Origin of the sequence: Paenibacillus amylolyticus, assembly GCF_047302515.1 — a bacterium.
Lineage (GTDB): Bacteria > Bacillota > Bacilli > Paenibacillales > Paenibacillaceae > Paenibacillus > Paenibacillus amylolyticus_G.
The window spans coordinates 5590380-5612258 of record NZ_CP168019.1 but is presented as its reverse complement, the minus strand read 5'-3'; the positions used below and the strand labels follow the sequence as shown (position 1 = coordinate 5612258).

General features: G+C 46.5%; 21 protein-coding genes and 1 tRNA gene. 15 read left to right on the top strand and 7 right to left on the bottom strand.

Translation table 11 applies throughout. The annotated features are described in order from the left end of the window. Nucleotides 1-8: 8 nt before the first annotated feature. From ACDJ59_RS24550 to ACDJ59_RS24505, 10 genes are all read left to right on the top strand, one after another. A tRNA-Gly gene (locus tag ACDJ59_RS24550) sits at nucleotides 9-79 on the top strand. Between the two features lie 393 nt (nucleotides 80-472). Then, nucleotides 473-2338 carry a 3D-(3,5/4)-trihydroxycyclohexane-1,2-dione acylhydrolase (decyclizing) gene (iolD, locus tag ACDJ59_RS24545; RefSeq protein WP_413406461.1) on the top strand — a complete coding sequence of 622 codons (1866 nt, stop codon included), beginning with the start codon at nucleotides 473-475 and terminating at the stop codon, nucleotides 2336-2338. Between the two features lie 53 nt (nucleotides 2339-2391). Next, nucleotides 2392-3294 (top strand): myo-inosose-2 dehydratase, encoded by a 903-nt coding sequence (gene iolE, locus ACDJ59_RS24540; protein WP_413406459.1) that lies wholly within the window; start codon nucleotides 2392-2394, stop codon nucleotides 3292-3294. 199 nt (nucleotides 3295-3493) lie between these two features. Further along, the gene (iolC, locus tag ACDJ59_RS24535) at nucleotides 3494-4504 is read left to right on the top strand and encodes a 5-dehydro-2-deoxygluconokinase (RefSeq protein ID WP_413406457.1); all 1011 of its coding nucleotides are present in this window, start codon (nucleotides 3494-3496) and stop codon (nucleotides 4502-4504) included. Nucleotides 4505-4603: 99 nt separating this feature from the next. Further along, nucleotides 4604-6079, top strand: coding sequence for a CoA-acylating methylmalonate-semialdehyde dehydrogenase (locus ACDJ59_RS24530; RefSeq protein ID WP_256704413.1), 1476 nt, complete (start codon nucleotides 4604-4606; stop codon nucleotides 6077-6079). Nucleotides 6080-6148: 69 nt separating this feature from the next. Continuing rightward, entirely contained in the window at nucleotides 6149-7201 is a 1053-nt protein-coding gene (iolG, locus tag ACDJ59_RS24525) for an inositol 2-dehydrogenase (RefSeq protein ID WP_413406454.1), read from the top strand. A gap of 108 nt (nucleotides 7202-7309) precedes the next feature. Then, entirely contained in the window at nucleotides 7310-8116 is an 807-nt protein-coding gene (gene iolB, locus ACDJ59_RS24520) for a 5-deoxy-glucuronate isomerase (protein WP_036607990.1), read from the top strand. A 128-nt stretch (nucleotides 8117-8244) separates the two neighbouring features. Continuing rightward, nucleotides 8245-9252: a LacI family DNA-binding transcriptional regulator gene (locus tag ACDJ59_RS24515; RefSeq protein ID WP_413406452.1), complete on the top strand. Its 1008-nt coding sequence runs from the start codon at nucleotides 8245-8247 to the stop codon at nucleotides 9250-9252. Between the two features lie 329 nt (nucleotides 9253-9581). Further along, nucleotides 9582-10109: a hypothetical protein gene (locus ACDJ59_RS24510; protein ID WP_413406450.1), complete on the top strand. Its 528-nt coding sequence runs from the start codon at nucleotides 9582-9584 to the stop codon at nucleotides 10107-10109. Next, nucleotides 10106-10615 (top strand): N-acetyltransferase family protein, encoded by a 510-nt coding sequence (locus ACDJ59_RS24505; protein ID WP_413406448.1) that lies wholly within the window; start codon nucleotides 10106-10108, stop codon nucleotides 10613-10615. Before ACDJ59_RS24510 ends, ACDJ59_RS24505 begins: the two co-directional genes overlap by 4 nt. A gap of 148 nt (nucleotides 10616-10763) precedes the next feature. Here the strand turns inward: ACDJ59_RS24505 and ACDJ59_RS24500 are convergent, their stop codons facing one another. From ACDJ59_RS24500 to ACDJ59_RS24490, 3 genes are all read right to left on the bottom strand, one after another. Continuing rightward, a complete protein-coding gene (locus tag ACDJ59_RS24500) occupies nucleotides 10764-11123 on the bottom strand; it encodes a hypothetical protein (protein ID WP_413406446.1) in 360 nt (119 codons plus the stop codon). Nucleotides 11124-11384: 261 nt separating this feature from the next. Then, nucleotides 11385-12224, bottom strand: coding sequence for a DUF4261 domain-containing protein (locus ACDJ59_RS24495; RefSeq protein ID WP_413406444.1), 840 nt, complete (start codon nucleotides 12222-12224; stop codon nucleotides 11385-11387). Between the two features lie 76 nt (nucleotides 12225-12300). Beyond that, complete coding sequence (locus ACDJ59_RS24490; RefSeq protein ID WP_036608019.1) at nucleotides 12301-12657, bottom strand: DUF1304 domain-containing protein; 357 nt, start codon at nucleotides 12655-12657, stop codon at nucleotides 12301-12303. A 266-nt stretch (nucleotides 12658-12923) separates the two neighbouring features. Between ACDJ59_RS24490 and ACDJ59_RS24485 the strand changes: the two genes are divergently transcribed. Next, on the top strand, nucleotides 12924-13457 hold the full coding sequence (locus ACDJ59_RS24485; RefSeq protein ID WP_413406442.1) for an MOSC domain-containing protein: 534 nt from the start codon (nucleotides 12924-12926) through the stop codon (nucleotides 13455-13457). 16 nt (nucleotides 13458-13473) lie between these two features. Here the strand turns inward: ACDJ59_RS24485 and ACDJ59_RS24480 are convergent, their stop codons facing one another. Both ACDJ59_RS24480 and ACDJ59_RS24475 read right to left on the bottom strand, forming a co-directional pair. Next, on the bottom strand, nucleotides 13474-14313 hold the full coding sequence (locus ACDJ59_RS24480) for a DUF6597 domain-containing transcriptional factor (protein ID WP_413406440.1): 840 nt from the start codon (nucleotides 14311-14313) through the stop codon (nucleotides 13474-13476). Nucleotides 14314-14341: 28 nt separating this feature from the next. Continuing rightward, nucleotides 14342-15079, bottom strand: coding sequence for a WecB/TagA/CpsF family glycosyltransferase (locus ACDJ59_RS24475; RefSeq protein ID WP_413406438.1), 738 nt, complete (start codon nucleotides 15077-15079; stop codon nucleotides 14342-14344). Between the two features lie 257 nt (nucleotides 15080-15336). Between ACDJ59_RS24475 and ACDJ59_RS24470 the strand changes: the two genes are divergently transcribed. Continuing rightward, nucleotides 15337-15786 carry an SRPBCC family protein gene (locus ACDJ59_RS24470; RefSeq protein ID WP_017691129.1) on the top strand — a complete coding sequence of 150 codons (450 nt, stop codon included), beginning with the start codon at nucleotides 15337-15339 and terminating at the stop codon, nucleotides 15784-15786. Between the two features lie 175 nt (nucleotides 15787-15961). Further along, nucleotides 15962-17491 carry a PAS domain-containing protein gene (locus ACDJ59_RS24465; protein WP_413406436.1) on the top strand — a complete coding sequence of 510 codons (1530 nt, stop codon included), beginning with the start codon at nucleotides 15962-15964 and terminating at the stop codon, nucleotides 17489-17491. A gap of 140 nt (nucleotides 17492-17631) precedes the next feature. On the opposite strand, the gene pyk is transcribed toward ACDJ59_RS24465, so the two are convergent. Beyond that, a complete protein-coding gene (gene pyk / locus ACDJ59_RS24460; RefSeq protein ID WP_036607968.1) occupies nucleotides 17632-19047 on the bottom strand; it encodes a pyruvate kinase in 1416 nt (471 codons plus the stop codon). Between the two features lie 112 nt (nucleotides 19048-19159). On the opposite strand from pyk, the gene ACDJ59_RS24455 reads away from it, so the two are divergent. Beyond that, nucleotides 19160-19939, top strand: coding sequence for a helix-turn-helix transcriptional regulator (locus ACDJ59_RS24455; protein ID WP_036607966.1), 780 nt, complete (start codon nucleotides 19160-19162; stop codon nucleotides 19937-19939). 134 nt (nucleotides 19940-20073) lie between these two features. On the opposite strand, the gene ACDJ59_RS24450 is transcribed toward ACDJ59_RS24455, so the two are convergent. Further along, nucleotides 20074-20745, bottom strand: a complete 672-nt coding sequence (locus ACDJ59_RS24450) for a phosphatase PAP2 family protein (protein ID WP_413406433.1) — start codon at nucleotides 20743-20745, stop codon at nucleotides 20074-20076. 303 nt (nucleotides 20746-21048) lie between these two features. Between ACDJ59_RS24450 and ACDJ59_RS24445 the strand changes: the two genes are divergently transcribed. After that, a complete protein-coding gene (locus ACDJ59_RS24445) occupies nucleotides 21049-21837 on the top strand; it encodes a CPBP family intramembrane glutamic endopeptidase (RefSeq protein ID WP_413406431.1) in 789 nt (262 codons plus the stop codon). Nucleotides 21838-21879: the final 42 nt, after the last annotated feature.

The window sequence follows — 21879 nt, the reverse complement described above, 5'->3', positions numbered from 1 at the left end:
GTTGTTATGCGGGTGTAGTTCAATGGTAGAACTTTAGCCTTCCAAGCTAATAGCGTGGGTTCGATTCCCATCACCCGCTTATATATTGAAAAAGAAAGAGACGGTAAATACCATCTCTTTCTTTTTTTGCATTCACAGGCATAATGATCATGATTGTATACGAAGATCACGGACTATATGGCTGATTAGCATGTACCAACATGTATCCCATCCTCACGATATATTTCCCCCTTTTTTAAGTCTGTTCTTAGTCACTTTTTAAGTGTACGAATAGAGAAGGTCTAACACATGTTCGAACACAAGAATATATTTTCTTTATCACATTTTATAAAAACGCTTACAAAAATAGCTTGCGTAAATCATTAACCTGTAATACCATATCAATTAAGCGCTTAACCTTTAGGGGTAAGGCGCTTAAACTTAACGTAGATTAAGCGCTTAACCCGTAAAGGAAAGGACGGCGATCAAATTCATGAAAACAATTCGACTGACGATGGCTCAGGCACTGCTTAGATACCTGGATCAGCAATATATCTCGGTTGACGGGGTGGAAACCAAGTTTGTGAAGGGAATCATCGGTATTTTTGGACATGGCAATGTAACAGGCATTGGAGAAGCGCTGGAGCGTAGTCCGGGAAGCCTGACGTATATGCAAGGCAAGAACGAACAAGGTATGGTGCATACGGCAGCGGCTTATGCCAAGCAGAAGAACCGTAGACAGATCTATGCATGTACAACATCCATTGGACCTGGTGCTTTGAATATGATTACAGCGGCAGCTACTGCAACGGTGAACCGAATTCCGGTTTTATTGCTTCCTGGAGATAACTTTGCTACACGGGAACCGGACCCGGTACTTCAGCAGTTGGAAGTGAGCAGTGATTATACAATCTCAGCCACTGATCCATTCAAAGCCGTCAGTAAATACTGGGATCGCATTGTTCGTCCCGAACAGCTGATGATTGCTGTTACACAGGCGATGCGTGTGCTAACCGATCCAGCAGAGACGGGAGCAGTAACGCTCGCATTGCCGCAGGATGTGCAGGCAGAAGCGTACGATTACCCGGAATCGTTCTTTGCCCGCAAAGTACATTATCTGGACCGTCGCCCCCCGGTACAGGCAGCCATTGAACGGGCAACGGAGCAGATTGCCCGAGGCAGTAAGCCGCTGCTCGTTGCAGGCGGCGGTGTGTTGTACTCTGAGGCGTCCGTTCAACTCGTGGAGTTCGCCGAGGCATTTGGTATTCCGATCGCCGAGACGCAGGCGGGCAAGAGCGCAGTTTCTTGGGACCACCCACTGAATGTGGGGGCCATCGGGGTTACCGGCTCTCTGGCGGCCAACAGGCTGGCGAGAGACGCGGATGTGGTGATCGGCGTCGGTACGCGGTTCTCGGATTTCACGACGGCGTCCCGCTCTGCTTTTCAGCATCCAGAAGCTTCATTCATCAACATTAACCTGAACGGCATGGATGCCGCCAAGTTAGGCGGGGAAGCCATTCTGGCAGATGCACGCGAAGGACTGCAGGCTCTGCAAAAGGAATTGCAGGAAAGACAATACCGAAGTGCATATGGCGCATCTGAAATCGCTGATCTCCGCGCTGAGTGGAATGCAGAAGTGGATCGGCTGTATGCAGCTCAACATGAAGCAGGGCTGGCACAGACCACGGCAGTCGGCATCGTTAACCGGACCATTGATCCATCTTCCGTCATAGTGTGTGCGGCAGGCAGTCTGCCGGGTGATCTACATCGTCTGTGGCGTGCGGCTGAACCAAAGACGTATCACATGGAGTATGGGTTCTCCTGTATGGGGTACGAGGTAAGTGGAGCGTTCGGAGCAGCACTTGCCGAGCCGGATCGTGAAGTGTACGCCATGGTAGGGGATGGTAGTTATCTGATGCTGCATTCGGAGTTTGTGACCAGTTTGCAGGAACAGAAGAAGATGACTATTTTATTATTCAACAACAATGGATTCCAATGTATTCATAATTTGCAGCGAGAACATGGTAGTGACGGGTTCGGCAATGAATTCCGTTATCGGGAATCCGAGAGTGGACGACTGACCGGGGATTACATGCCAATGGACTTTGCAGCTCACGCCCGAAGCATGGGAGCCAAATCCTATAGAGCGGAGACAGCAGAACAGCTGGAACAAGCACTCCGAGATGCGAAGAACGAAACAGTAAGTACGTTGATTGAGATTCCGGTCGTGCCCGGAACCAACGCAGGTGGATACGAGTCATGGTGGAATGTAGGTGTGCCAGAAGTATCTGCTGAGGAAAAGGTAGTTCATGCTCATCAAACCATGCAAGCCAACCGCATCAAAGCAAGACCGATTTAATCCGGTTTAATATAGTGAACCACAATGTTGAACGACAAAGGAGACGTGGAGCAATGAGCAAGCTGCCATTCCAGCTTGGGATTCATCCGATCAATTGGGTCGGTGAAGATGTGAAGGAGCATGGTGACGCGACAACGTGTGCACAGATTCTGGATGACATTCAGCGTCTTGGGCTGACAGGTACAGAGATGGGACGTAAATATCCGACTGACCCTGCTATATTGCGTGAGGAATTGAGTCAAAGGAATATCAAGTTGGTCTCCCAGTGGAAATCGGTACTGTTCTCCGATCCGGCGTATCGTCAGTCGGAGCTGGACAGTTATCGCAGACATGCGGAGTTTCTGCAATCCATGGGCAGTAAGGTGATCAGTACGGCGGAGGTAGGCGGGTCACTTCATTTTGATCCAAGACGGACACCGAATGAAAAAGAAGTGCTCAGACTCAGCGAATCTGAATGGCATATCCTCGCTGAAGGATTGAACGAAGCAGGAGCTATTGCCCGCGAACATGGGTTGAAGCTTACGTATCATCATCATGGAGGCACAGTGGTAGAGCAACCGGATGAGATTGATCGACTGATGGAGCTGACAGACCCTTCTCTCGTGTACCTGCTCTATGATACTGGTCATGCCTATTATGGCGGAGCCGATCCACTTGAACTGCTACGCAAACATTATGATCGGATCGCTTATATCCATCTGAAAGATATCCGCCCGCATGTGCTGGATGAAGCACGCGCGGAGCAGTCTGACTTTGTCGGTTGTATTCGTAAAGGAGTGTTCACCGTACCAGGAGATGGATGCATTGATTTTGCACCAATTCTGCAAGAACTGATCACACGAGGGTACGATGGCTGGGCGATGCTTGAAGGAGAGCAGGACCCTGCGATTCATAACCCATATGAGTATGCGAAGCAATCTTTGAACTATATGGAGTCGTTATACCAACACAGCTGATTCGTTTAGCATTGCAGCGGTCAGAGGCCACACCTATGAAGTGAAAAAGGAAGAAGGCCAGCAAGAGTATAAATTTACGATTGGAAAATAAAAATGACTTACTCTAGCCGTTTACGAGTTCTTACGATGGAATGAGTAACTAGTCTAGATATCCATATAGAACATGGAAAATCCCACTACAGAAAGGGGCTCACATGCAATGACTTACGTATCCTTTCCGGTATCCAGGAAGAAGGATTTCACCGCGATTGGCCGCTTGTGCATCGACTTGAACGCCAATGAGATCAATCGCCCGATGGAAGAGACGATGACGTTCACGAAGTATGTTGGCGGCTCTCCGGCCAATATTACGATTGGCATGTCCAGACTGGGTATGGAGACGGCTTTTATCGGTAAAATCGCGGGCGACCAGATGGGCAGATTCATCCAGAGTTATTTGGAGAAGAACGGCATCGACACATCAAATGTAGTTAAAGATGACACTGGAGCGGTGACAGGGCTTGCTTTTACCGAAATCAAAAGCCCAACGGATTGCAGTATCCTGATGTACCGGGACAATGTAGCTGATCTGTTATTACAGGCGCAAGAGGTGCAAGAGCAGTTGATTGCTGACTCCAAAGTGCTGCTGATCTCAGGCACAGCCCTCGCGCAGAGCCCATCCCGTGAAGCTGTATTACAGGCACTAACGTATGCGGAAAAACATGGCACAGTTATTGTGTTTGATCTAGACTATCGCCCATACACTTGGACATCAGATGAAGAGACAGCGGTCTATTACAACCTCGCAGCTGAGAAATGCGATATCATCCTCGGTACACGTGAAGAGTTCGACATGATGGAGACATTCGACCACAATCCGGATCATAGCGATCAGGTGACTGCACAGAAATGGTTTGATTTCTCAGCAAATATTGTAGTAATCAAACACGGCAAGGAAGGGTCCATTGCTTATACGCGTGAAGGGCTTTCTCACCGTGCGGACAGCTATCCGGCAAAAGTGGTCAAAACGTTCGGGGCAGGCGACTCCTACGCAGCAGGGTTCCTGTATGGATTGATGCAGGGCTGGACGATTGAGCGCAGTATGGCCTATGGCAGTGGCGCAGCAAGTATCGTCATTTCAAGCCACAGCTGTTCGGATGCGATGCCAACGGTGGAACAGGTAAATGACTACATTGAACGTTGTAATCGGGGCGAGATTACCGTGTCTTGAAGCAACTTGCAATACTTTGAATAACACACTCATACAGATCAACATCAATGATATAAGTTGAACATAAGGGATCACACATAAGCGAAGGGAGACAGGGCTATGGGAAAAGGAATTTCTGAAGCGTCTGCAACAGCGACAATGGTACAAAACTGGATCGGAGGTGCCTGGGTAACCCCAGCGTCAACTCGCACGGAGCCAGTGGTGAATCCGGCTACAGAAGAGGTTATTGCACATGTGCCACTGTCTGAACAAGCGGACGTGGATCTGGCGGTTCAGACAGCACGAGAAGCGTTCAAATCCTGGAGCAGCACACCGGTTCCACGCCGTGCACGTATTCTGTTCCGCTACCAGCAGCTGCTGGTTGAACATTGGGAGGAACTCGCCCGCCTGGTGACGCTGGAGAACGGTAAAAGTTATGCCGAAGCCTACGGCGAGGTATTGCGTGGCATTGAATGTGTCGAGTTCGCGGCAGGTGCCCCGAATCTGATGATGGGCAAACAACTGCCTGATATCGCTACAGGACTGGAGTCGGGCATGTACCGCTACCCGATCGGTGTTATTGGGGGAATTACCCCATTCAATTTCCCGATGATGGTACCGTGCTGGATGTTCCCACTGGCTATTGCGTGCGGTAACACCTTTGTCCTGAAGCCGTCCGAGCGCACACCGCTACTGGCAGGCCGCCTGGCAGAGCTGTTTAAGGAAGCAGGGCTTCCGGACGGCGTGCTCAACATCGTTCACGGTGCGCATGATGTCGTGAACGGGTTGCTGGAACATAAGGATGTTCAAGCGATCTCCTTTGTCGGATCACAACCTGTAGCTGAATACGTCTACACCACTGCATCCAAGCATGGCAAACGGGTACAGGCACTGGCTGGTGCCAAAAACCACTCCATCGTTATGCCAGACGCCGATCTCGATCTAACCGTGAAAGAGATTACCAGTGCAGCTTTTGGTTCAGCAGGGGAGCGTTGCATGGCATGTGCGGTTGTTGTGGCTGTGGGTGATGTGGCTGACGAACTGGTACAAAAGCTGGTGGAAGCTGCAGACCGCATTAGCATTGGTAACGGCATGGATGAGGGCGTGTTCCTCGGTCCTGTCATCCGTGGACCACATAAAGAGCGTACACTCAGTTACATTGAAGCCGGAGAGCAGGAAGGGGCGGCATTGATCAGGGATGGACGTAAGGATCAGGCGACAGGTGAATCCGGTTATTTTGTAGGGCCTACGGTATTTGACCAAGTTGATAGCAATATGAAAATTTGGCAGGATGAGATCTTTGCTCCGGTACTCTCGGTGGCAAGAGTGTCTACGCTAGAGGAAGCTGTGGAGCTTGCGAACCGTTCCGACTTTGCCAACGGGGCGTGTCTGTTCACCCGCAGCGGGGCGAGTATGCGTCAATTCCGTGAAACGATTGATGCGGGCATGTTGGGTATTAACCTGGGCGTACCTGCGCCAATGGCATTTTTCCCGTTTTCCGGTTGGAAAAAGTCCTTCTATGGTGATCTGCATGCCAATGGTACGGATGGTGTTGAATTCTACACTCGCAAGAAGATGGTAACGGCGCGCTGGTAACAACCAGAGCATCACTCGGGCTAAGGGGAACGCCCAGCCCATATGGACGCACATAGGGAGGATAACGGAATGGGCAAGGACAAAGTGAGAATTGGCATCATCGGTGCTGGACGGATCGGCAAAATTCATGCAGACAATCTCCTGCGTAACCCGCATGCCGAGATTGTGGGAATCAGTGACTTGTTTGCAGGTCCTGAATTGGAGGCTTGGGCCTCCAGTCGTGGCATCCCTGTTGTAACAACGAACAGCAGCGAGTTGATCTCGATGCCTAATGTAGACGCGGTGCTGATCTGTTCTTCAACAGATACACATGTGCCGCTGATCGAACAGGCCGCCCAGGCGGGCAAACATATCTTCTGCGAGAAGCCGGTCAGCATGGATCTGGCACAGACCCAAGCGGCTGTAGCGGCAGTTCAGAAGGCTGGCGTGAAGCTGCAAATTGGATTTAACCGCCGCTTCGATCACAACTTCAGACGGATACGTGCACATGTGCAGGATGGTACGATTGGTGATCCGCATATTATCAAAATCACGTCTCGCGACCCGAGTCCGCCTCCTGCGGAGTACATCCGGGTGTCTGGCGGGATCTTTATGGACATGATGATCCACGATTTTGACATGGCACGGTATCTGTCCGGGAGTGAAGTGGAAGAAGTATATGCTCAGGGCAACGTGCTGATCAATCCGGTCTTTGCGGAACATGGTGACGTTGATACAGCGATTGTAACGATGACTTTTGCCAATGGAGCGATTGGTGTTATTGATAACAGCCGTCAGGCTGTATACGGATACGATCAGCGTGTTGAAGTATTTGGTTCTATGGGCAGCGCCGCAGCGGCGAATGATCATCCGAATACGGCTGAGATCAGTACAGCGGCCGGGCTCATGCGCGACAAACCGTTACACTTTTTCCTGGAACGCTACAATGAAGCGTATGTACAGGAGACAGCCCTCTTTATCGATGCAATCCTCCATGATACACCAGTTATCGTAGATGGCCACGATGCAGTACAGGCAGAACGAATTGCGCTGGCAGCAAAACTGTCCATGGAGCGGGGAAGACCTGTGAAGCTGAGTGAAGTTCCTGGGGTGTCACTGGAATCGCAAACAGCAACGCCATAGTAGAAGATTAAAGTCACTTTTTCTAATAGAGGGCATGAATAGTCCAGGTTTTTGTTTTTATAAGTATCAGGTTGTTGTGGACGACTACAGAAAGGAGTGGATGGCAAGATGTCAGAACGTATTGTGAAACCCGTGGTCAACCCGGAGGGAGACGGTACACTTATAAACGTAACACCGGAGTCGGCGGGGTGGGAATATGTTGGCTTTCAGGTAGCGAAGCTGGCGGAGGGGGAGACGCTAACCCGTGAGAGCGGTGATCAGGAACTCTGTGTGGTGCTTCTCAGTGGTTTCGCCAATGTAAGTACCCGGGAGCACACATGGGATAATATCGGAAAAAGAATGAGTGTTTTCGAGAAAATACCTCCGTACTCGGTCTACGTCTCAACTTCCGATCAAGTACAGATCACAGCACGTACCGAACTGGAAATCGCTATATGTGTTGCACCCGGTAAAGGAACGCACCCGGCTCGTCTCATTGCACCCGAAGATGTAGGGGTAGAGGCGCGAGGGTATGGTAATCTGGAACGCCAGATTCACAACATTTTGCCGGAACAAAAGGAAGCGGACAGTTTGCTCGTTGTTGAGGTGTTCACACCAGATGGGCATTGGTCCAGCTACCCGCCACATAAGCATGATCGGGACGCACTCCCGGATGAATCTTTGCTGGAAGAAACGTATTATTTCCGTGTGCAGCCTGAGCAGGGGTTTGCCATTCAGCGCATATACACGGATGATCGTTCTGTGGATGAGACGCTAGCAGTGAAGAACGGAGAAGTGGTGCTTGTTCCGGACGGATATCATCCGGTAGGTGCTCCTCCGGGGTATGAGGTCTACTATCTGAACGTGATGGCTGGACCAACCCGGACCTGGAAATTCCATAATGACCCTGACCATGAGTGGTTGATGAAAAAGTAAAACAGTTCATGCTACGCACATTGTGCTCGCTTCAAGTTGCGTATGCAGACTTCCCCCTGCATAATGAGAAGAGAACAATTATCTATGTATAACGAAATTTATATATAGCACAAATGGGGAAAAAAACAATGAAAGCAACCATATACGATATCGCACGCGAGGCGGGTGTATCCATTGCAACCGTCTCGCAGGTCATTAATGGCAAAGGCAAGATCAGTGAGAAGCGGCGCGCCGAGATTATGGAGATCATGGAACGCCTTCACTATCAACCCAGCGCGATCGCAGCTGCACTTACAGGTAAGCAGACGTATACATTGGGGCTGCTCGTACCGGACATCTCAAACCCGTATTTCGCAGAACTCGCAAGAGCCGTTGAGGATCGAAGCCGTCAATTGGGTTACAGCGTGGTCATCTGCAGTACGGATAATAAGGACGAGCGGGTAGAGCGTTACCTGAATCTGCTCCAGCAAAAAAGGGTCGATGGCATGATGATCGGAACCGGGATCGATAATGCTGAAATTTTGTCACCCCTCTTGCAGCAGTCTATCCCTGTCGCTTTGATTGCCCGCCATATGCCATCCCTGTCGGTTCATACAGTCACCATTGACGACATACTCGGCGGAGCACTCGCAGCGGAGCATTTGCTTGAACTTGGGCACACTCGTGTAGCGGTTCTGTCGGAACCGTCCAAAGTCAGCAGCAGTCAGGAACGTGTACGTGGATTCCGTGAAACACTGATTAAGGCAGGTCATACGCTGGAACCGAATCAGATCCGAGAATCGGCAGCTGACCTGAGCTCGGCCAAAAAAGAGGCGCTATTGCTGCTCGGTGAGAAGGATCACCCGACAGGTTTGTTCTGTTGTAATGACATACAGGCCATCGGTGCCCTCCAGGCAGCCAAAGAGCTGGGCCTACGCGTACCAGAGGATGTATCGATTATCGGGTTTGATAATACCATTCTGGCTTCGGTAACCAGTCCACCGCTTACGACCGTTGCCCAGCCAATTGAAGAACTGGGATATCGCGCTGTAGATCTGTTGATTGAAGAGTTAAAGGATGAACAAAAAGAGCCACAGAAGATTGTGCTGAAGCCTGAGCTGGTCATCCGAGAATCAGCAGGTCGTGTATTGAGCTGAAAACAATTAGGTTTCTGATGTAATTTGATCAGTTGTGAGGCCAAGTCTACGTGTGTCATATTCATGCTCGGGATAAGGGTTATCGTCTTACCTGGTTATGAATAGGTAATAAAACAATATAACAAAGTTAACAAACAAGCCGCGTTCACCTATGGGAGAACGCGGCTTGTTCATTTAAACCTTAAATTTTAGTGTAGCCCAAAACGTATCGTAATTGAGGAACCAGAGATAAGAAATGACATTGGAACAGAAGGAGTGAGATGTTATACTGGAATATATCAATAATTACCAATTTATATGTTTTATGTAGATCTAGAGAGGGGATTGGGATGAGTAGACAAATCAAGATGATTATGGGTATCGTCATGATTATTGTTTTTTTAGCTATTGCAGTGCGTATGTATACCTCTGGTCAATATACTAAGTATATCCCCAGCAAACACACGACGTTTCGAGCAGAGGTCACAGATCATATGACGATGCTGGATACATTGGATCGACTGACGATTAGGAAAATCTCCGACAATGAACCGTATAATGAAGATGATGAAATAACGATTACAGATCCCAAAGAGATTAGAGACATGCTGAAGCTATTAAAGGATGTTGATCTCAAAAGATTACGGGAATTCGACGTTTCTGAAAGGAATCCGCATTACTATGAGTGGCGACTTACTATTAATAAAGAAGGTCGCTTTACCGATGGATTTGGACTGACGTTTTATAATGAAAAATCCATCTCAATCTACAGCGAGGCAAAAACGAGAGACAAATTTCAGGACTACGAGATTACCAATGAGTTTAATCTGAATGAGATGGACCGCCTTTTTGAAAAGCTGAAGGAGGAGCAAACATGACCATCATAACCAACTATTATGTACGCCCTATTGAAGAACAGGATATCCCCTTTCTGTGGGAGATGTTATACGCATCCCTGCATAGAAGAGAAGGTGATGAACCTTTTCCAATCGAAAGTATTCATACTCCCGGACTCTCCAAATACGTAGAAGACTGGGGCAGAGAAGGGGACTTCGGGTATGTTGCAGTTGACCAGCAAGGCAAGAGACTAGGTTCAATAACATTAAGATTCTATACGGACCAGAATGCGGGATACGGTTATGTGAATGCAGCTACGCCAGAGATGGGGATGGCTGTAACGGAAGATGCACGTGGAAAAGGAGTAGGTTCCTTACTGCTTCAGACCGCATTAGATGAGGTTGAACGGCGGGGAATTGCAGCAGTCTCGCTCAGTGTTGACCCGGATAACCAAGCGATTCGCTTATATAAGCGGTTAGGATTTGTGGAGGAGTGCCTAAATGGTACATCGGTAACGATGGTGCGTGTAAGTAAACTTGAATCTTAAATGATGAGCGGTCGTATCACTGGCAAAACTGAGTAAGCCACGTGGAACTGCAAAAGAAAAAGGCGCTTCCTCATGGGGAACGCCTCTTCCTTTGTGCCATGTACAGCATCAGTAGCTCTCTTTATACTTACGCCGTATCACTTCAATATTATTTCAACAAAAATGCCAAAGCCTCGTCATACGTTTCCCATTGGAATTCAGTCTGGTGCGCCGATTCTTTGGAAATCCGATTCAATTGCATTTTGGCGATTGCACCACCTACCGCTACACTGGCTCGCTTCATACCCCACTGTGTCAGTAATTTCTGGTGTTCCACAATTTTTTCTTTGGTATCCTGAGGGAAAGCCTTCATGTTCCGCATATCTACTAGCACATCAAACGAACTTCCCAATTGTTCCGCTATTCTCTGGATTTCTGAATTCGCTTGTTCGACATGTTCAGGAGAAACAATACCTTCCCAGATAATTTCAATAATAGGTTTAGTTGAATCCAAACGTCTAACAGACATGTAGGCAACTCCTCGATAATAAAATAATATGTAATATATGAGACTATAAGCCTATTAATTATACCTTTTTATAACGAGAATGAAAACTGAATTCACAATATAGTGGTTCTTATGGACTACTCATTCCTAGGGAAGTTAAATTCAGGGATTGTTATCATATCGTCATTGGAGGGAAGGTTGAATAGCTAAAAGCCATCCGGAGTATGAACTCCAGACGGCTTCTACAACTGTGACAAGATAAAGTTAAGATAACTACGTAAGCTAAAATCCAATCTTCAAACTGTTACCTTCCGTAGCTACACCTTTGGAAAGGGAAATGCTCAGCTTTTGTTCTGCCGAGAAACCAAGTGTTTCCCCGTCATGCAGTGTGACGTCGTTCTCAACCACATACGTTGTGGTCATAAACATCATCTCAAATACATCGCTTAAGGACTCCGACGATTGCATAATCTCCATCTCTTCTTTGCCAAAGTTACGTAGTCCGTAAGTGTAAGCTGAAGCGCCTTCGGCATTTTGGAATAATCCGATGAAAATCCAGAGCGAGACGGGCAACTCATCATGTTTGATCCCACGGCTGGTTTCGACATATTGACTGGCTTCAACAACAAGTGGGGCCATGTATATTGCCAGCGCGTGATCCAACTGTAATAAGGCACTTGCTGTTTGAGTGAACAGAACATGTCCATCAATAGCATTTGTTGCGTTCAGAACAGAGACAATAATCTGAGACTGGTGCCGTGAGGTAACTTGCTCCGCTTCTCGCCAAAGGATGTTGAGTTTGGCATTCTCCTCAACTTCACGGTCAGGCACAGGCGCAGGAATGTGGGCACATACCACCTGCATCCCATTCACTTCGAAAAAGAGATTGCCCTCCTCCGGGCGTTCTTCAATCTCGATATTCCATTCGTTACTCATATTTCTGATGAAGAGGTCAAAATCACAATCGTCACGCTCCAGCAGGACAAAACCCACGATGGTTTCACTGTAATTCGTCGATTCGACAGCACCACCTGCAGGTACTTTCTCCTTTTTTCGCCGCCGAAGCTTGTCAAACAATCCCATGACATGTTCTCCTTCCAATTCCAGAACGATTCTGGTCATTGTACACTGCTATCTATTCAATACCTTACCATAAAGGAGTTAACATGAATCGAAGCAATGCACCATTCGACAGAAATTACAGGAACAGAACTAGCAACAACGCAATGATCGCAGGCAAACCTTGTTTGATAATGATCGACCGTGAAGAAGTTGCTCCTCCATAAAGAGCCGCAATAATTACACACGCCAGGAAGAAAATCTGAATATGCTGTCCAACGGCAGCATCCGGATATACGAGTCCCCAGATCAGACCTGCCGCAAGAAATCCATTGTAAAGACCTTGATTGGCCGCGAGAGATTTGGTGGATTTGGCGAATTCCGGCGTGAGATTAAAGGTTTTCATTGTGCGTGGACGAGTCCACATAAACATCTCCATCACCATAATATAGAAGTGTTCGACAGCTACAAGAGCTACAAAAATGATACTAATCAAAGGAAACACCTTGCTTTCTGATATGTAATTTATTTACTTGTCCATCCTAGTATAAATGTTTGCAACAAGAACGGAAAGAGCAAATTTAATTTGTAACAATTTAATTGTGTATTATTTAAAATTTTTATCATTTTCCAGTTGAATTATGATGTTGAAACTAAAAAATGGTTACAAAGGTAAGCATACGCCGATTGTCGACAATCCATTCATTGGGTAATAATGAACAATAAAGAAGTAATATTGCTCAGGAAAGGGAGGAGATTACTATGGGAACGGTTCAATTCGTCATGTTGGCTGATGATCCATCCACATTTGTGACCCGAGTTGTACCTTTTATCGACATTGAGCTTGCAGGAATTCCGGGTGACCGTCATTATGGTCTGCTTCGTCCGGCGGACTCACGTCAGAAAATCTACAAGCGTGGCACACCGATTGCGAATCGCCGCCAGATCAGTATTGTGTCTGAGGAAGAATGTGCTCTTATTGCTGAGAAAATGAACATTCCTGAAGTGCGTCCAGAGTGGCTTGGTGCCAATATACTGGTCCGTGGCATTGATCGATTGACGGAACTGCCTGCTGGAACGCGGCTCCTATTTCCAAACGGGACAGGGTTAATATGCGAAGGGGAGAACCTTCCCTGTGTACATCCGGGGAAAATGATTGAACAATTCTACGAACAGGACGGTTTGCGTAAAAAATTCGTGCCTGCGGCTCGCAAAAAACGTGGGATTGTATGCTCGGTTGAACGGGAAGGTGTAATCCATACGGGGGATACCATAGAAGTCATTAACCTGTCCTGATTTTCAGGACAGGTTTCTAATTGATCAGCCCTCGGCGCTCACCATTCGGATGTTTAGAGTGTAAGTACTCCTCTGGTGTACTGCCAATAATGGACTTGAAATCTCGGATGAAATGGGATTGATCATGATATCCAAGATCCTGAGATAGCTTAATCAGGTCACAGTGAAGACCGCGGTCCATCCATTCTGCAGCATTTTGCAGACGATACAACTTAATTACGGTTTTAGGTCCGATGCCCACATCCTGATTGAACAGGCGTTGAAGCTTTCGGGTATGCATATTCCAATAGGAAGACAGATCATCCACTCTCAGCATCTCTCGGTTCTGTTCGATCTGTTGCACAATATCATGAACCATTCTCGCTTGAACATCTTCAGCAGGAAGGTGTGCACACAATAGCTGGTCGATGTAACTGGTTTTATCCGCATCAACCCCCGCCCCAAGAAGCCGGTCTTCCAAGGACTCCGCTGTGACGTCAAGAATATTGGATACATTCATCGGTTGTCCGTACAATGAAGAAACAGGAACCCGAAGGAAGGGATAAAACCCTCCTGGGTTGAACTTCACGCCAAATACACGACCTTTTCCGCTCACAAGATAGGAGAATTTACGTCCCGATGGTCCGAAGAAAAACGTATTGTTCCGTTCCACAACCAGATTGACACAGGGGTTAGGCACGACATGTTGGGGATACGGTTCAAGTCCAGTCAGATCCCACGATACGATCCAGTAATGTTTAACAAAAGGGCGAAGTGCTTCGGAAGGAGCATGGCGTGTCAGTTGATATTTATGGTCACCTTCATTCAGATTCAACAGGCCCATACTTGGTCTGTCTCCTTGTTCTACCTGTTTCATCCGAATCATCCCTCCTGCTCATCTCACATTATTTAGGTTCTCTGAACAACAATGCCCGCACAGCAAAACGGGGTAAAATGAGTTGCCTGCGCCATCTCGAAGGTTGACTGAGGAGGCGATAGAGCCATTCCAGGTTAAGCTTCTGCCATATCGCAGGGGCACGTTTGGTTTTGCCAGCCACGATATCGAGACTGCCTCCAACACCTATGGCTACACGAGCGTTCAACTGGTGGCGATACTTGTTAATCCAGTGTTCCGCATGGGGGGCGCCAAGAGCCACGATAAGAAAGTCTGGTTGAGCAGTACAAATCTCTTCCACAATCTGTTGTTCCTCATCTGTCTGGAAGTAACCATGGTGTCTACCTTTTACAACAACTCCCGGATAACGTTGCGCAATAACTTTCACGGCCTCTTCACTGACACTTTCCTCTGCTCCCAGCATGTAGAATGACCAGTGTTTTTGATTGCCTTCCTCCAATAAACGAAACAGCAGATCACAACCGGTTACCCGTTCAGTCAATTGACCGCCCCGAAAACGGGATACCATCACAATGCCAGCACCGTCAGCTGTGACCAACCCGGCTTGATCGACGACTTTCCGAAGAGATGCATTCTTTTGATAGGACATAACAATCTCGGGATTACCTGTGATGACATGGAAGAGTTCATTGCTTTCCTGATCTACGACTTTATCAAGGATCGCAACGGTTTGATCCATCGTGACATTGGGAAAAGGGATACCCATAATATTTGTTGATTGGCTCATATCTCATTTCCTTTCTAAATTAGTCGCATTACCTTGAACAGACCTGTTATTTCATTCCAGTTTAGTATATCTGATCTTCTGGGAAAGCACTATATGGGCGCAATCCGTTTGGATCATGGTATAACATTCCCGAAAACATAAAGAGCTTATATTTTACCTGTTGTCGCGTTTTTACAATACGGCCTTTGGGGTATAACGATAGGATAGGAGTGCGAGGTTGGCAGATCGCTTATCCAATACATAAAGGGAGTGAGTCCATGGAACTGAAATATGAATTCTATATCAATGCAGGACTGGAAGAGGTGTGGAATGCTCTAATATCACCAGACGGCACACGGAACAGCTTTTTCGGCAGCGAACTTCGCACCAATTTCCAACCAGGCCAGCCGTTTGCTTATGTAGGGCCAGGCAATGATGGTGCGGAGACTGTCCATGTGTATGGAGATATATTAGAATTTGAACCTCTGTCCAGACTTAGTTATCAGGAGCATCCTGGACCGTCGTACCATGCGAATCATGCCGAGCTTCAATCCAGAGTGGTCTTCCAGTTGGAAACTGTAGGTGAGTGTACGAAGCTGACACTGATTAATGATCAATTTACAGATAACCATCCTTCTATTGCGAATGCACAGAGCAGCTGGTGGATGATTCTAAGCAGCATCAAAACTTGGGTAGAGACGGGGAAAACACTGAATTTTGGCTGGTAGCTGGTATGAGGCAGTCATTTAAGATTTATTTTCATAAAAGATAAAGGGCAATTAATATAAGAACCAGTGTTTCAGCGCTGGTTCTTGTTTTTATGCAAAATTAAGACTATTGCTCTACATTTAATGTCTGATAATGTCGAAATATATATCATATGAGCTAAGAGGAGAAATGAGCATGTTTCGTAAACGTACTGAATCGACCAAACACCTTCGTACAGATGCGCATCAGAATTTACTGGAGTATAGTCGTAAACTGGTAGCAAACGCAGAAAAGGGCGACTATGACGCATGGATCGAAGATGGCATTGAGTTTCAGGATACTGATGAAATAGCTAGTAATATCAAAAAAGCAGTACATATGATGAAAGCACAAAACGAAGCCGTGGAAATGCGTCTTAGAATGCTGAATCAGGCAATGAATGTGGGATTATGGGAATCTAAAATTGTTGCTGGTGATCCACTGGATAACAATAATATCGTCGCATTTTCGAATGAATTCCGCCAAATGTTAGGCTTCCATAATGCCAAGGATTATCCCGATTCATTTGCAAGCTGGGCGAAATCGATATATCCGGATGACAGACCTCAACTGGTGCAGGAGATTATGAAACATGTGAATGACACAAGAGCAACAACTGCCTATAACGTCATCAGCCGTATGATTACAAAAAGTGGAGAAATCCGCTGGTTCCGATGCCTTGGACAAGTCATCCGAAATCAGGCTGGAGTTCCGGTCAAACTTCTGGGCATCATGTTTGATATTCATGAGGAGAAGAGCAAGTCTGATGAGCTGGAAGCACTCGTCACCCGATATGATCTGGTTAACCGCGCCTTGGTGGAGGCACCGTGGGATATGACCGTTGTGGCTGGAGATGTAGTTAATCCGAACAATGAATTTTGGTGGTCACCCCAGTTCCGTAAAGAATTAGGGTTTAAAGACGAGCAGGATTTCCCGAATGTGTTCAGCAGCTGGAGCAGCCGACTTCATCCGGAAGACCATGATCGGACAATCAACGAATTTGCCAGACATATGAACGATTACAGTGGTCGTACACCGTACGATCTGGATTATCGTCTGCAGCGCAAAGACGGGGAGTATCGGTGGTATCACGCCGGTGGGGAGACCATTAGGGATCAGGATGGAGTACCACTCCGTGTAGCTGGAACCATTCGAGATGTCACCCATGAGAAGAATAAGGAACAGATCGTGGAAGCCATGAATCTGAAAACAAAACAATTATCGGAGTCCATTGGCGAGATGGTACGTGGAATCAACTCGATTACCGATCAGGCACAGGATCTGGTGACTGCACAGGAATTATCTGCCGATGCAGCCATTCAAGTGAAAAGCAGTGCAGATGATACGAAGAATATCACTGTGTTTATTCGAGAGATTGCGAGTCAGACCAATCTGCTCGGGTTGAATGCAGCCATTGAAGCCGCGCGAGCGGGAGAGCTGGGACTGGGATTTGGCGTCGTTGCAGGTGAAGTGCGGAAACTGGCTGATCACAGTTCGGAGGCCACAGTAAATATCGAAGATAGCATGCAGAAGATGAAAACATTGATTGATCAGATTCTTGAACATATCGGTAATATGTCCACGTTAACGCAAAATCAAGCTGCTCTGACACAACAGGTGAATGCTTCAATGGATGAGATCAACACTATGTCACAGGATCTGGTTAATTACTCGCGGAATCTATAATCTCGAAGCCGTCTGTTGTAACATCACGATCATTGGCAACAACATCAACAAAAAACCACCGGGAAGCATTTCTGCTCCCGGTGGTTTTTTGTATTTCTATTTTATAGCTAAGATGTATAGCTACAGTTTCAGCTATTGAATTATACTTGTTGAACTTTGATCAGGTTTGTATTACCGGATTGACCGATTGGAACACCAGCGGACAACACAATGATGTCACCTTTTTCAATGTAACCAGTTTTGATTGCGTTACGCGTAGCAGACTCGAACATTTCATCCGTAGTGGTTACTTTGTCGCCCATAACCGGAATAACACCGGAGAGCAGGCAGATTTTCGCCAATACTTCTTCATGTTGTGTAACTGCGATGATTGGCGCTTTTGGACGATACTTGGAGATCATGCGTGCTGTGAATCCACTCTCAGTCGAAGTGATGATTGCTTTTGCATTCAGTACGAGGGAAGAACTTACAGCACCCTGACTGATAACTTCAGTAATATCAGCGATCTGTTGAGCAGATTTTTGTGCGAATTGCTCTTTGTAATCAATCATTGTTTCAGCACGGCGAGCAACAGCAGCCATCGTGCGCACGGATTGTACCGGATATTTACCAGCAGCCGATTCACCAGACAACATCACAACGTCAGCACCTTGAAGTACAGCGTTGGCCACGTCACTAACTTCGGAACGAGTAGGGCGTGGGTTCACTTGCATGGACTCCAGCATATGTGTAGCTACGATAACCGGTTTACCAGCGCGGTTACATTTATCGATCATTTCTTTTTGCATCATTGGTACGTCTTCGATCGGCACTTCAACCCCGAGATCTCCACGAGCTACCATGATACCGTCAGATGCTTCAATAATATCGTCCAGGTTCGTCATACCTTCCTGGTTTTCGATTTTGGAGATGATCTGTACGTGGTCTACACCGCGTTCTTTCAGAATGCTGCGGATTTCACGGATGTCATCGCCTTTACGAACAAAGGATGCTGCGATAATTTCGATATCGTTTTCGATCCCAAATCCGATGTGCATAACGTCACGCTCGGTTACACCTGGCAATGTCGTTTTAATTCCTGGCAAGTTAACCCCTTTGCGTGGTTTCAGAATGCCGCCACTGATGATTTTACAATGGATATCGGATCCTTCCACAGACAGTACAGTCAGATCCACAAGGCCATCATCGATGAGGATACGATCGCCAGGTTTCACAACGAGGTTCAGTTCCGGATAGTTTACCGAGATACGCTCAGCGTCACCAAGAATTTCTTCAGTAGTCAGGATCAGCTCTTTACCAGCTTGCAGATGGCATGATGCTTCTTTCAGTTTACCGATACGTACTTCCGGCCCTTTGATGTCCATCATGATCGGTATATAGGTGTTCAGTTCGGAAGCTGCTTTGCGGATATTGTTAATCCGTGTAACGTGATCTTCCAGTTCGCCATGAGCCATGTTCAGACGGGCAACGGTCATACCTTCCTGAATCATTACTTTTAACAATTCGATTGAGTCACAAGCAGGTCCCATGGTACAAATAATTTTTGTTTTTAACATGCTAATTTCCTCCTCATATTTAAGCTTATATGTGTATTGTAGCGTTTTCTGTCGAATCAGGGTATGAACTATAGTACAATGATTAGAGTATAGTCCGATAATGAGGTGTGTTATGGTCACTCCACTTGAAGTACGACATATTAATGGTGTCGGTTGGTACGAAGAAGCTGTGCAATCTCAAGAAACTTGGCGGCTTAGCTTGGTTACTTATGGAAAATGTGTATATTGGGTGAACGGTGATAAACAGATCATGGAAAAGGGTGAATTGCTCCTCATTCCAGGTGGTACCCCATATTACGGCAAGAGTATTCCTACAGTAACGCACACACAGATTGTAATTCAACTGCAACGCGACCATACGGAAACTCTGCCTGCACTGGAACGGTATGAGGCTTTGCGGCATAAACCTGGATGTTATGAGCTGATCCATCAACGCATGAGCGCTATTTATCAACAATGGCAGGAGCGTCCGTCTTATTATGTCATGATGAGCCAAGCCTTATTGATGGAAGTGTTGATTTATATGAACAGGGAGCTTGATCGTGGAGTTATCCCGCCGGAGAGGCATAATCATGTTGAACGGATGAAGCGATATATTGAGCGGCATTATCGGGAGAAAGTGACGAAGGAAGAACTCGGGGACGAGATCAATAAAACTCCCAATTATGCTGCCGCATTATTCAAAAGCATGACAAATCAGACCATCAGTCAATATGTCCATGATCAACGGATGAAACGAGCCATATATCTGCTCACCGAGTCACAACTCTCCATCCAGGAAATTGCCGAATTTCTCGGCTACCGGGATCTGTCTTATTTTTACCGCATATTCAAACGTATAACCGGAAGTCCACCGTCTGACCTTCTTCATGAACGGCCACCTATAGCATGAAACGCGTAGTCCAACCCAAATAAAGTTCTTCTATATAAGTAGGTTTAATTAAATGAGTACAAAAAAAGAGGGCCTAGGCCCTCTTTTGCTGTATAGCATGATCATCATCCTACCTGTTACTTATATAAATGTCGTTATACATGACTGCTTGGGTTAGAAGCTGTGAGTGGCTGCTTGCCTTTTTTTCGTACTTGCCCAAGACGAAGAGCAAAGACATGTACAGTCCAATACGCGGCCTCAGCAAACAAAATGCCTCCAGCGATGTCCAGCAAGGAATGCTGTTTTACAAACACCGTTGAAGCAATAATCAACCACAGCCATACCGACCAAGAAATCCGTGCCAAAGGCTTAAAGTTCAAGTGTCTGTTAATCACAATAAACAGCAAGTAGCTGGTCAGAACGTGAACACTTGGGAAACAGTTGAAGGGCGCATCATTTGTATAGATAAACTGCACTAACACGCTGCTCAGATCAGTTCCGCCGATCTCCGGACGCGGGACATGGGTAGGGAACACCGCAAAACAGACATTGGCAGCCATGACACCAACATTATAGGTAATCAACGTACGCCAGAATAGCGACTTGTTCGTCAGACCCAAATAGAGAAATCCAAGATACAGAATGGGCATCCAGCTAATGTACGGATAAATAAATTCTTTGAGAAAAGGAATCTGTGTATCAATCCAGGCATAATTGTAGAAGACATCACTTCCGGTGTTACTGCCTAGAAATACGTAAATGGAGCCTTGGAGTGGTATGCACAGAATAGCCAGTAAATGCCCCCAGCGCTGAAAGAATGCTTTCATAGTATCCCCCTGATTTCATTATGCATTGTGAGTCTATCGTTATGGGTACTTCATAGATATAAGACGCTGAAGAGTCGCCACACCCCTGCAACTTTGAACTATTGTAATACTATAATGGACAGATAAAGGTATAAGCCATACCTGATTTTAGGGGAAAAGAGGTTAGGATAAGTCTCTTTTTTGTTACTTTTATAGTTTTATCCATAATAGGGATATTCAATGTACAGATGATGTGATACAACTATATTGGCATATAAGTTCTTATGACAACGGAAAATATAAATGAAACGAGGTGGCAAATGTATGATTAATGCGCGATCCAAGCCAAAACATTCCTTTTCCGAGCGCAAACCTGTGCTCACCGTTGTAATTATTGAGCTGTTTCTCCTGTTAGCCGTATTTGCAGCAGGGGCCATTGCAACGATAAAACAACTGGACTACACTTCCCCTGTACTCATTTCCTTTACACCCATCGCAATTGTTCTGATGATCTATCTGACGTTAAGGCGCAAGTGGGGAGAGACTGGCTTCCGATCTTTGCGAAGTATCCCGGCTGGCCACGCAAAGTATTATATTCCACTACTCCTTGTACTGGGTACACTTGCCCTGAAGGGATTTGGGGAGCTGAGCTTGTCACGGGTAGCCTTTTTCATCTTTTTTACCTTGCTCGTAGCTTTTGTTGAGGAAACGATCTATCGGGGGCTTATTTTCAAAACATTGCTTCAAAAAAGTGCAGTGTCCGCAGTTGTGACCTCCAGCATCTTGTTTTCGATTACACATCTGTTGAACGCATTGTCTGGTCAGGATATGACGGATACAATCATACAATTGATCTATGCGCTGCTCCTGGGAGCTGTACTGGCGTTATTAATGCTGAAGAACGGAAATATCGTACCGCTTATATTGTTTCATTTCATACATAATCTGATTCAATTTCTAGGGAATGATCTGGAGGACACAGGTACACTTCCTTACGATCTCTTTATACTGGCAGTACTGATTGCTTACTGTGCATGGTTAGTGTGGAGCATTCGAACAGATTCGTCTATTCCATCCAAAGGGAGTGAGCAAGCGAATACGGTTGTTCATTAAGGGTATTGCGGGTATTGCTTGAAAGTAGTTATCATACAGTTC

What these genes read in the sequence shown, in the direction of transcription:
- iolD (WP_413406461.1), top strand. Translation starts at nt 473, where the DNA reads ATGAAAACAATTCGACTGACGATGGCTCAGGCACTGCTTAGATACCTG.
- iolE (WP_413406459.1), top strand. Translation starts at nt 2,392, where the DNA reads ATGAGCAAGCTGCCATTCCAGCTTGGGATTCATCCGATCAATTGGGTC.
- iolC (WP_413406457.1), top strand. Translation starts at nt 3,494, where the DNA reads ATGACTTACGTATCCTTTCCGGTATCCAGGAAGAAGGATTTCACCGCG.
- ACDJ59_RS24530 (WP_256704413.1), top strand. Translation starts at nt 4,604, where the DNA reads ATGGGAAAAGGAATTTCTGAAGCGTCTGCAACAGCGACAATGGTACAA.
- iolG (WP_413406454.1), top strand. Translation starts at nt 6,149, where the DNA reads ATGGGCAAGGACAAAGTGAGAATTGGCATCATCGGTGCTGGACGGATC.
- iolB (WP_036607990.1), top strand. Translation starts at nt 7,310, where the DNA reads ATGTCAGAACGTATTGTGAAACCCGTGGTCAACCCGGAGGGAGACGGT.
- ACDJ59_RS24515 (WP_413406452.1), top strand. Translation starts at nt 8,245, where the DNA reads ATGAAAGCAACCATATACGATATCGCACGCGAGGCGGGTGTATCCATT.
- ACDJ59_RS24510 (WP_413406450.1), top strand. Translation starts at nt 9,582, where the DNA reads ATGAGTAGACAAATCAAGATGATTATGGGTATCGTCATGATTATTGTT.
- ACDJ59_RS24505 (WP_413406448.1), top strand. Translation starts at nt 10,106, where the DNA reads ATGACCATCATAACCAACTATTATGTACGCCCTATTGAAGAACAGGAT.
- ACDJ59_RS24500 (WP_413406446.1), bottom strand. Translation starts at nt 11,123, where the DNA reads ATGTCTGTTAGACGTTTGGATTCAACTAAACCTATTATTGAAATTATC.
- ACDJ59_RS24495 (WP_413406444.1), bottom strand. Translation starts at nt 12,224, where the DNA reads ATGACCAGAATCGTTCTGGAATTGGAAGGAGAACATGTCATGGGATTG.
- ACDJ59_RS24485 (WP_413406442.1), top strand. Translation starts at nt 12,924, where the DNA reads ATGGGAACGGTTCAATTCGTCATGTTGGCTGATGATCCATCCACATTT.
- ACDJ59_RS24480 (WP_413406440.1), bottom strand. Translation starts at nt 14,313, where the DNA reads ATGAAACAGGTAGAACAAGGAGACAGACCAAGTATGGGCCTGTTGAAT.
- ACDJ59_RS24475 (WP_413406438.1), bottom strand. Translation starts at nt 15,079, where the DNA reads ATGAGCCAATCAACAAATATTATGGGTATCCCTTTTCCCAATGTCACG.
- ACDJ59_RS24470 (WP_017691129.1), top strand. Translation starts at nt 15,337, where the DNA reads ATGGAACTGAAATATGAATTCTATATCAATGCAGGACTGGAAGAGGTG.
- ACDJ59_RS24465 (WP_413406436.1), top strand. Translation starts at nt 15,962, where the DNA reads ATGTTTCGTAAACGTACTGAATCGACCAAACACCTTCGTACAGATGCG.
- pyk (WP_036607968.1), bottom strand. Translation starts at nt 19,047, where the DNA reads ATGTTAAAAACAAAAATTATTTGTACCATGGGACCTGCTTGTGACTCA.
- ACDJ59_RS24455 (WP_036607966.1), top strand. Translation starts at nt 19,160, where the DNA reads ATGGTCACTCCACTTGAAGTACGACATATTAATGGTGTCGGTTGGTAC.
- ACDJ59_RS24450 (WP_413406433.1), bottom strand. Translation starts at nt 20,745, where the DNA reads ATGAAAGCATTCTTTCAGCGCTGGGGGCATTTACTGGCTATTCTGTGC.
- ACDJ59_RS24445 (WP_413406431.1), top strand. Translation starts at nt 21,049, where the DNA reads ATGATTAATGCGCGATCCAAGCCAAAACATTCCTTTTCCGAGCGCAAA.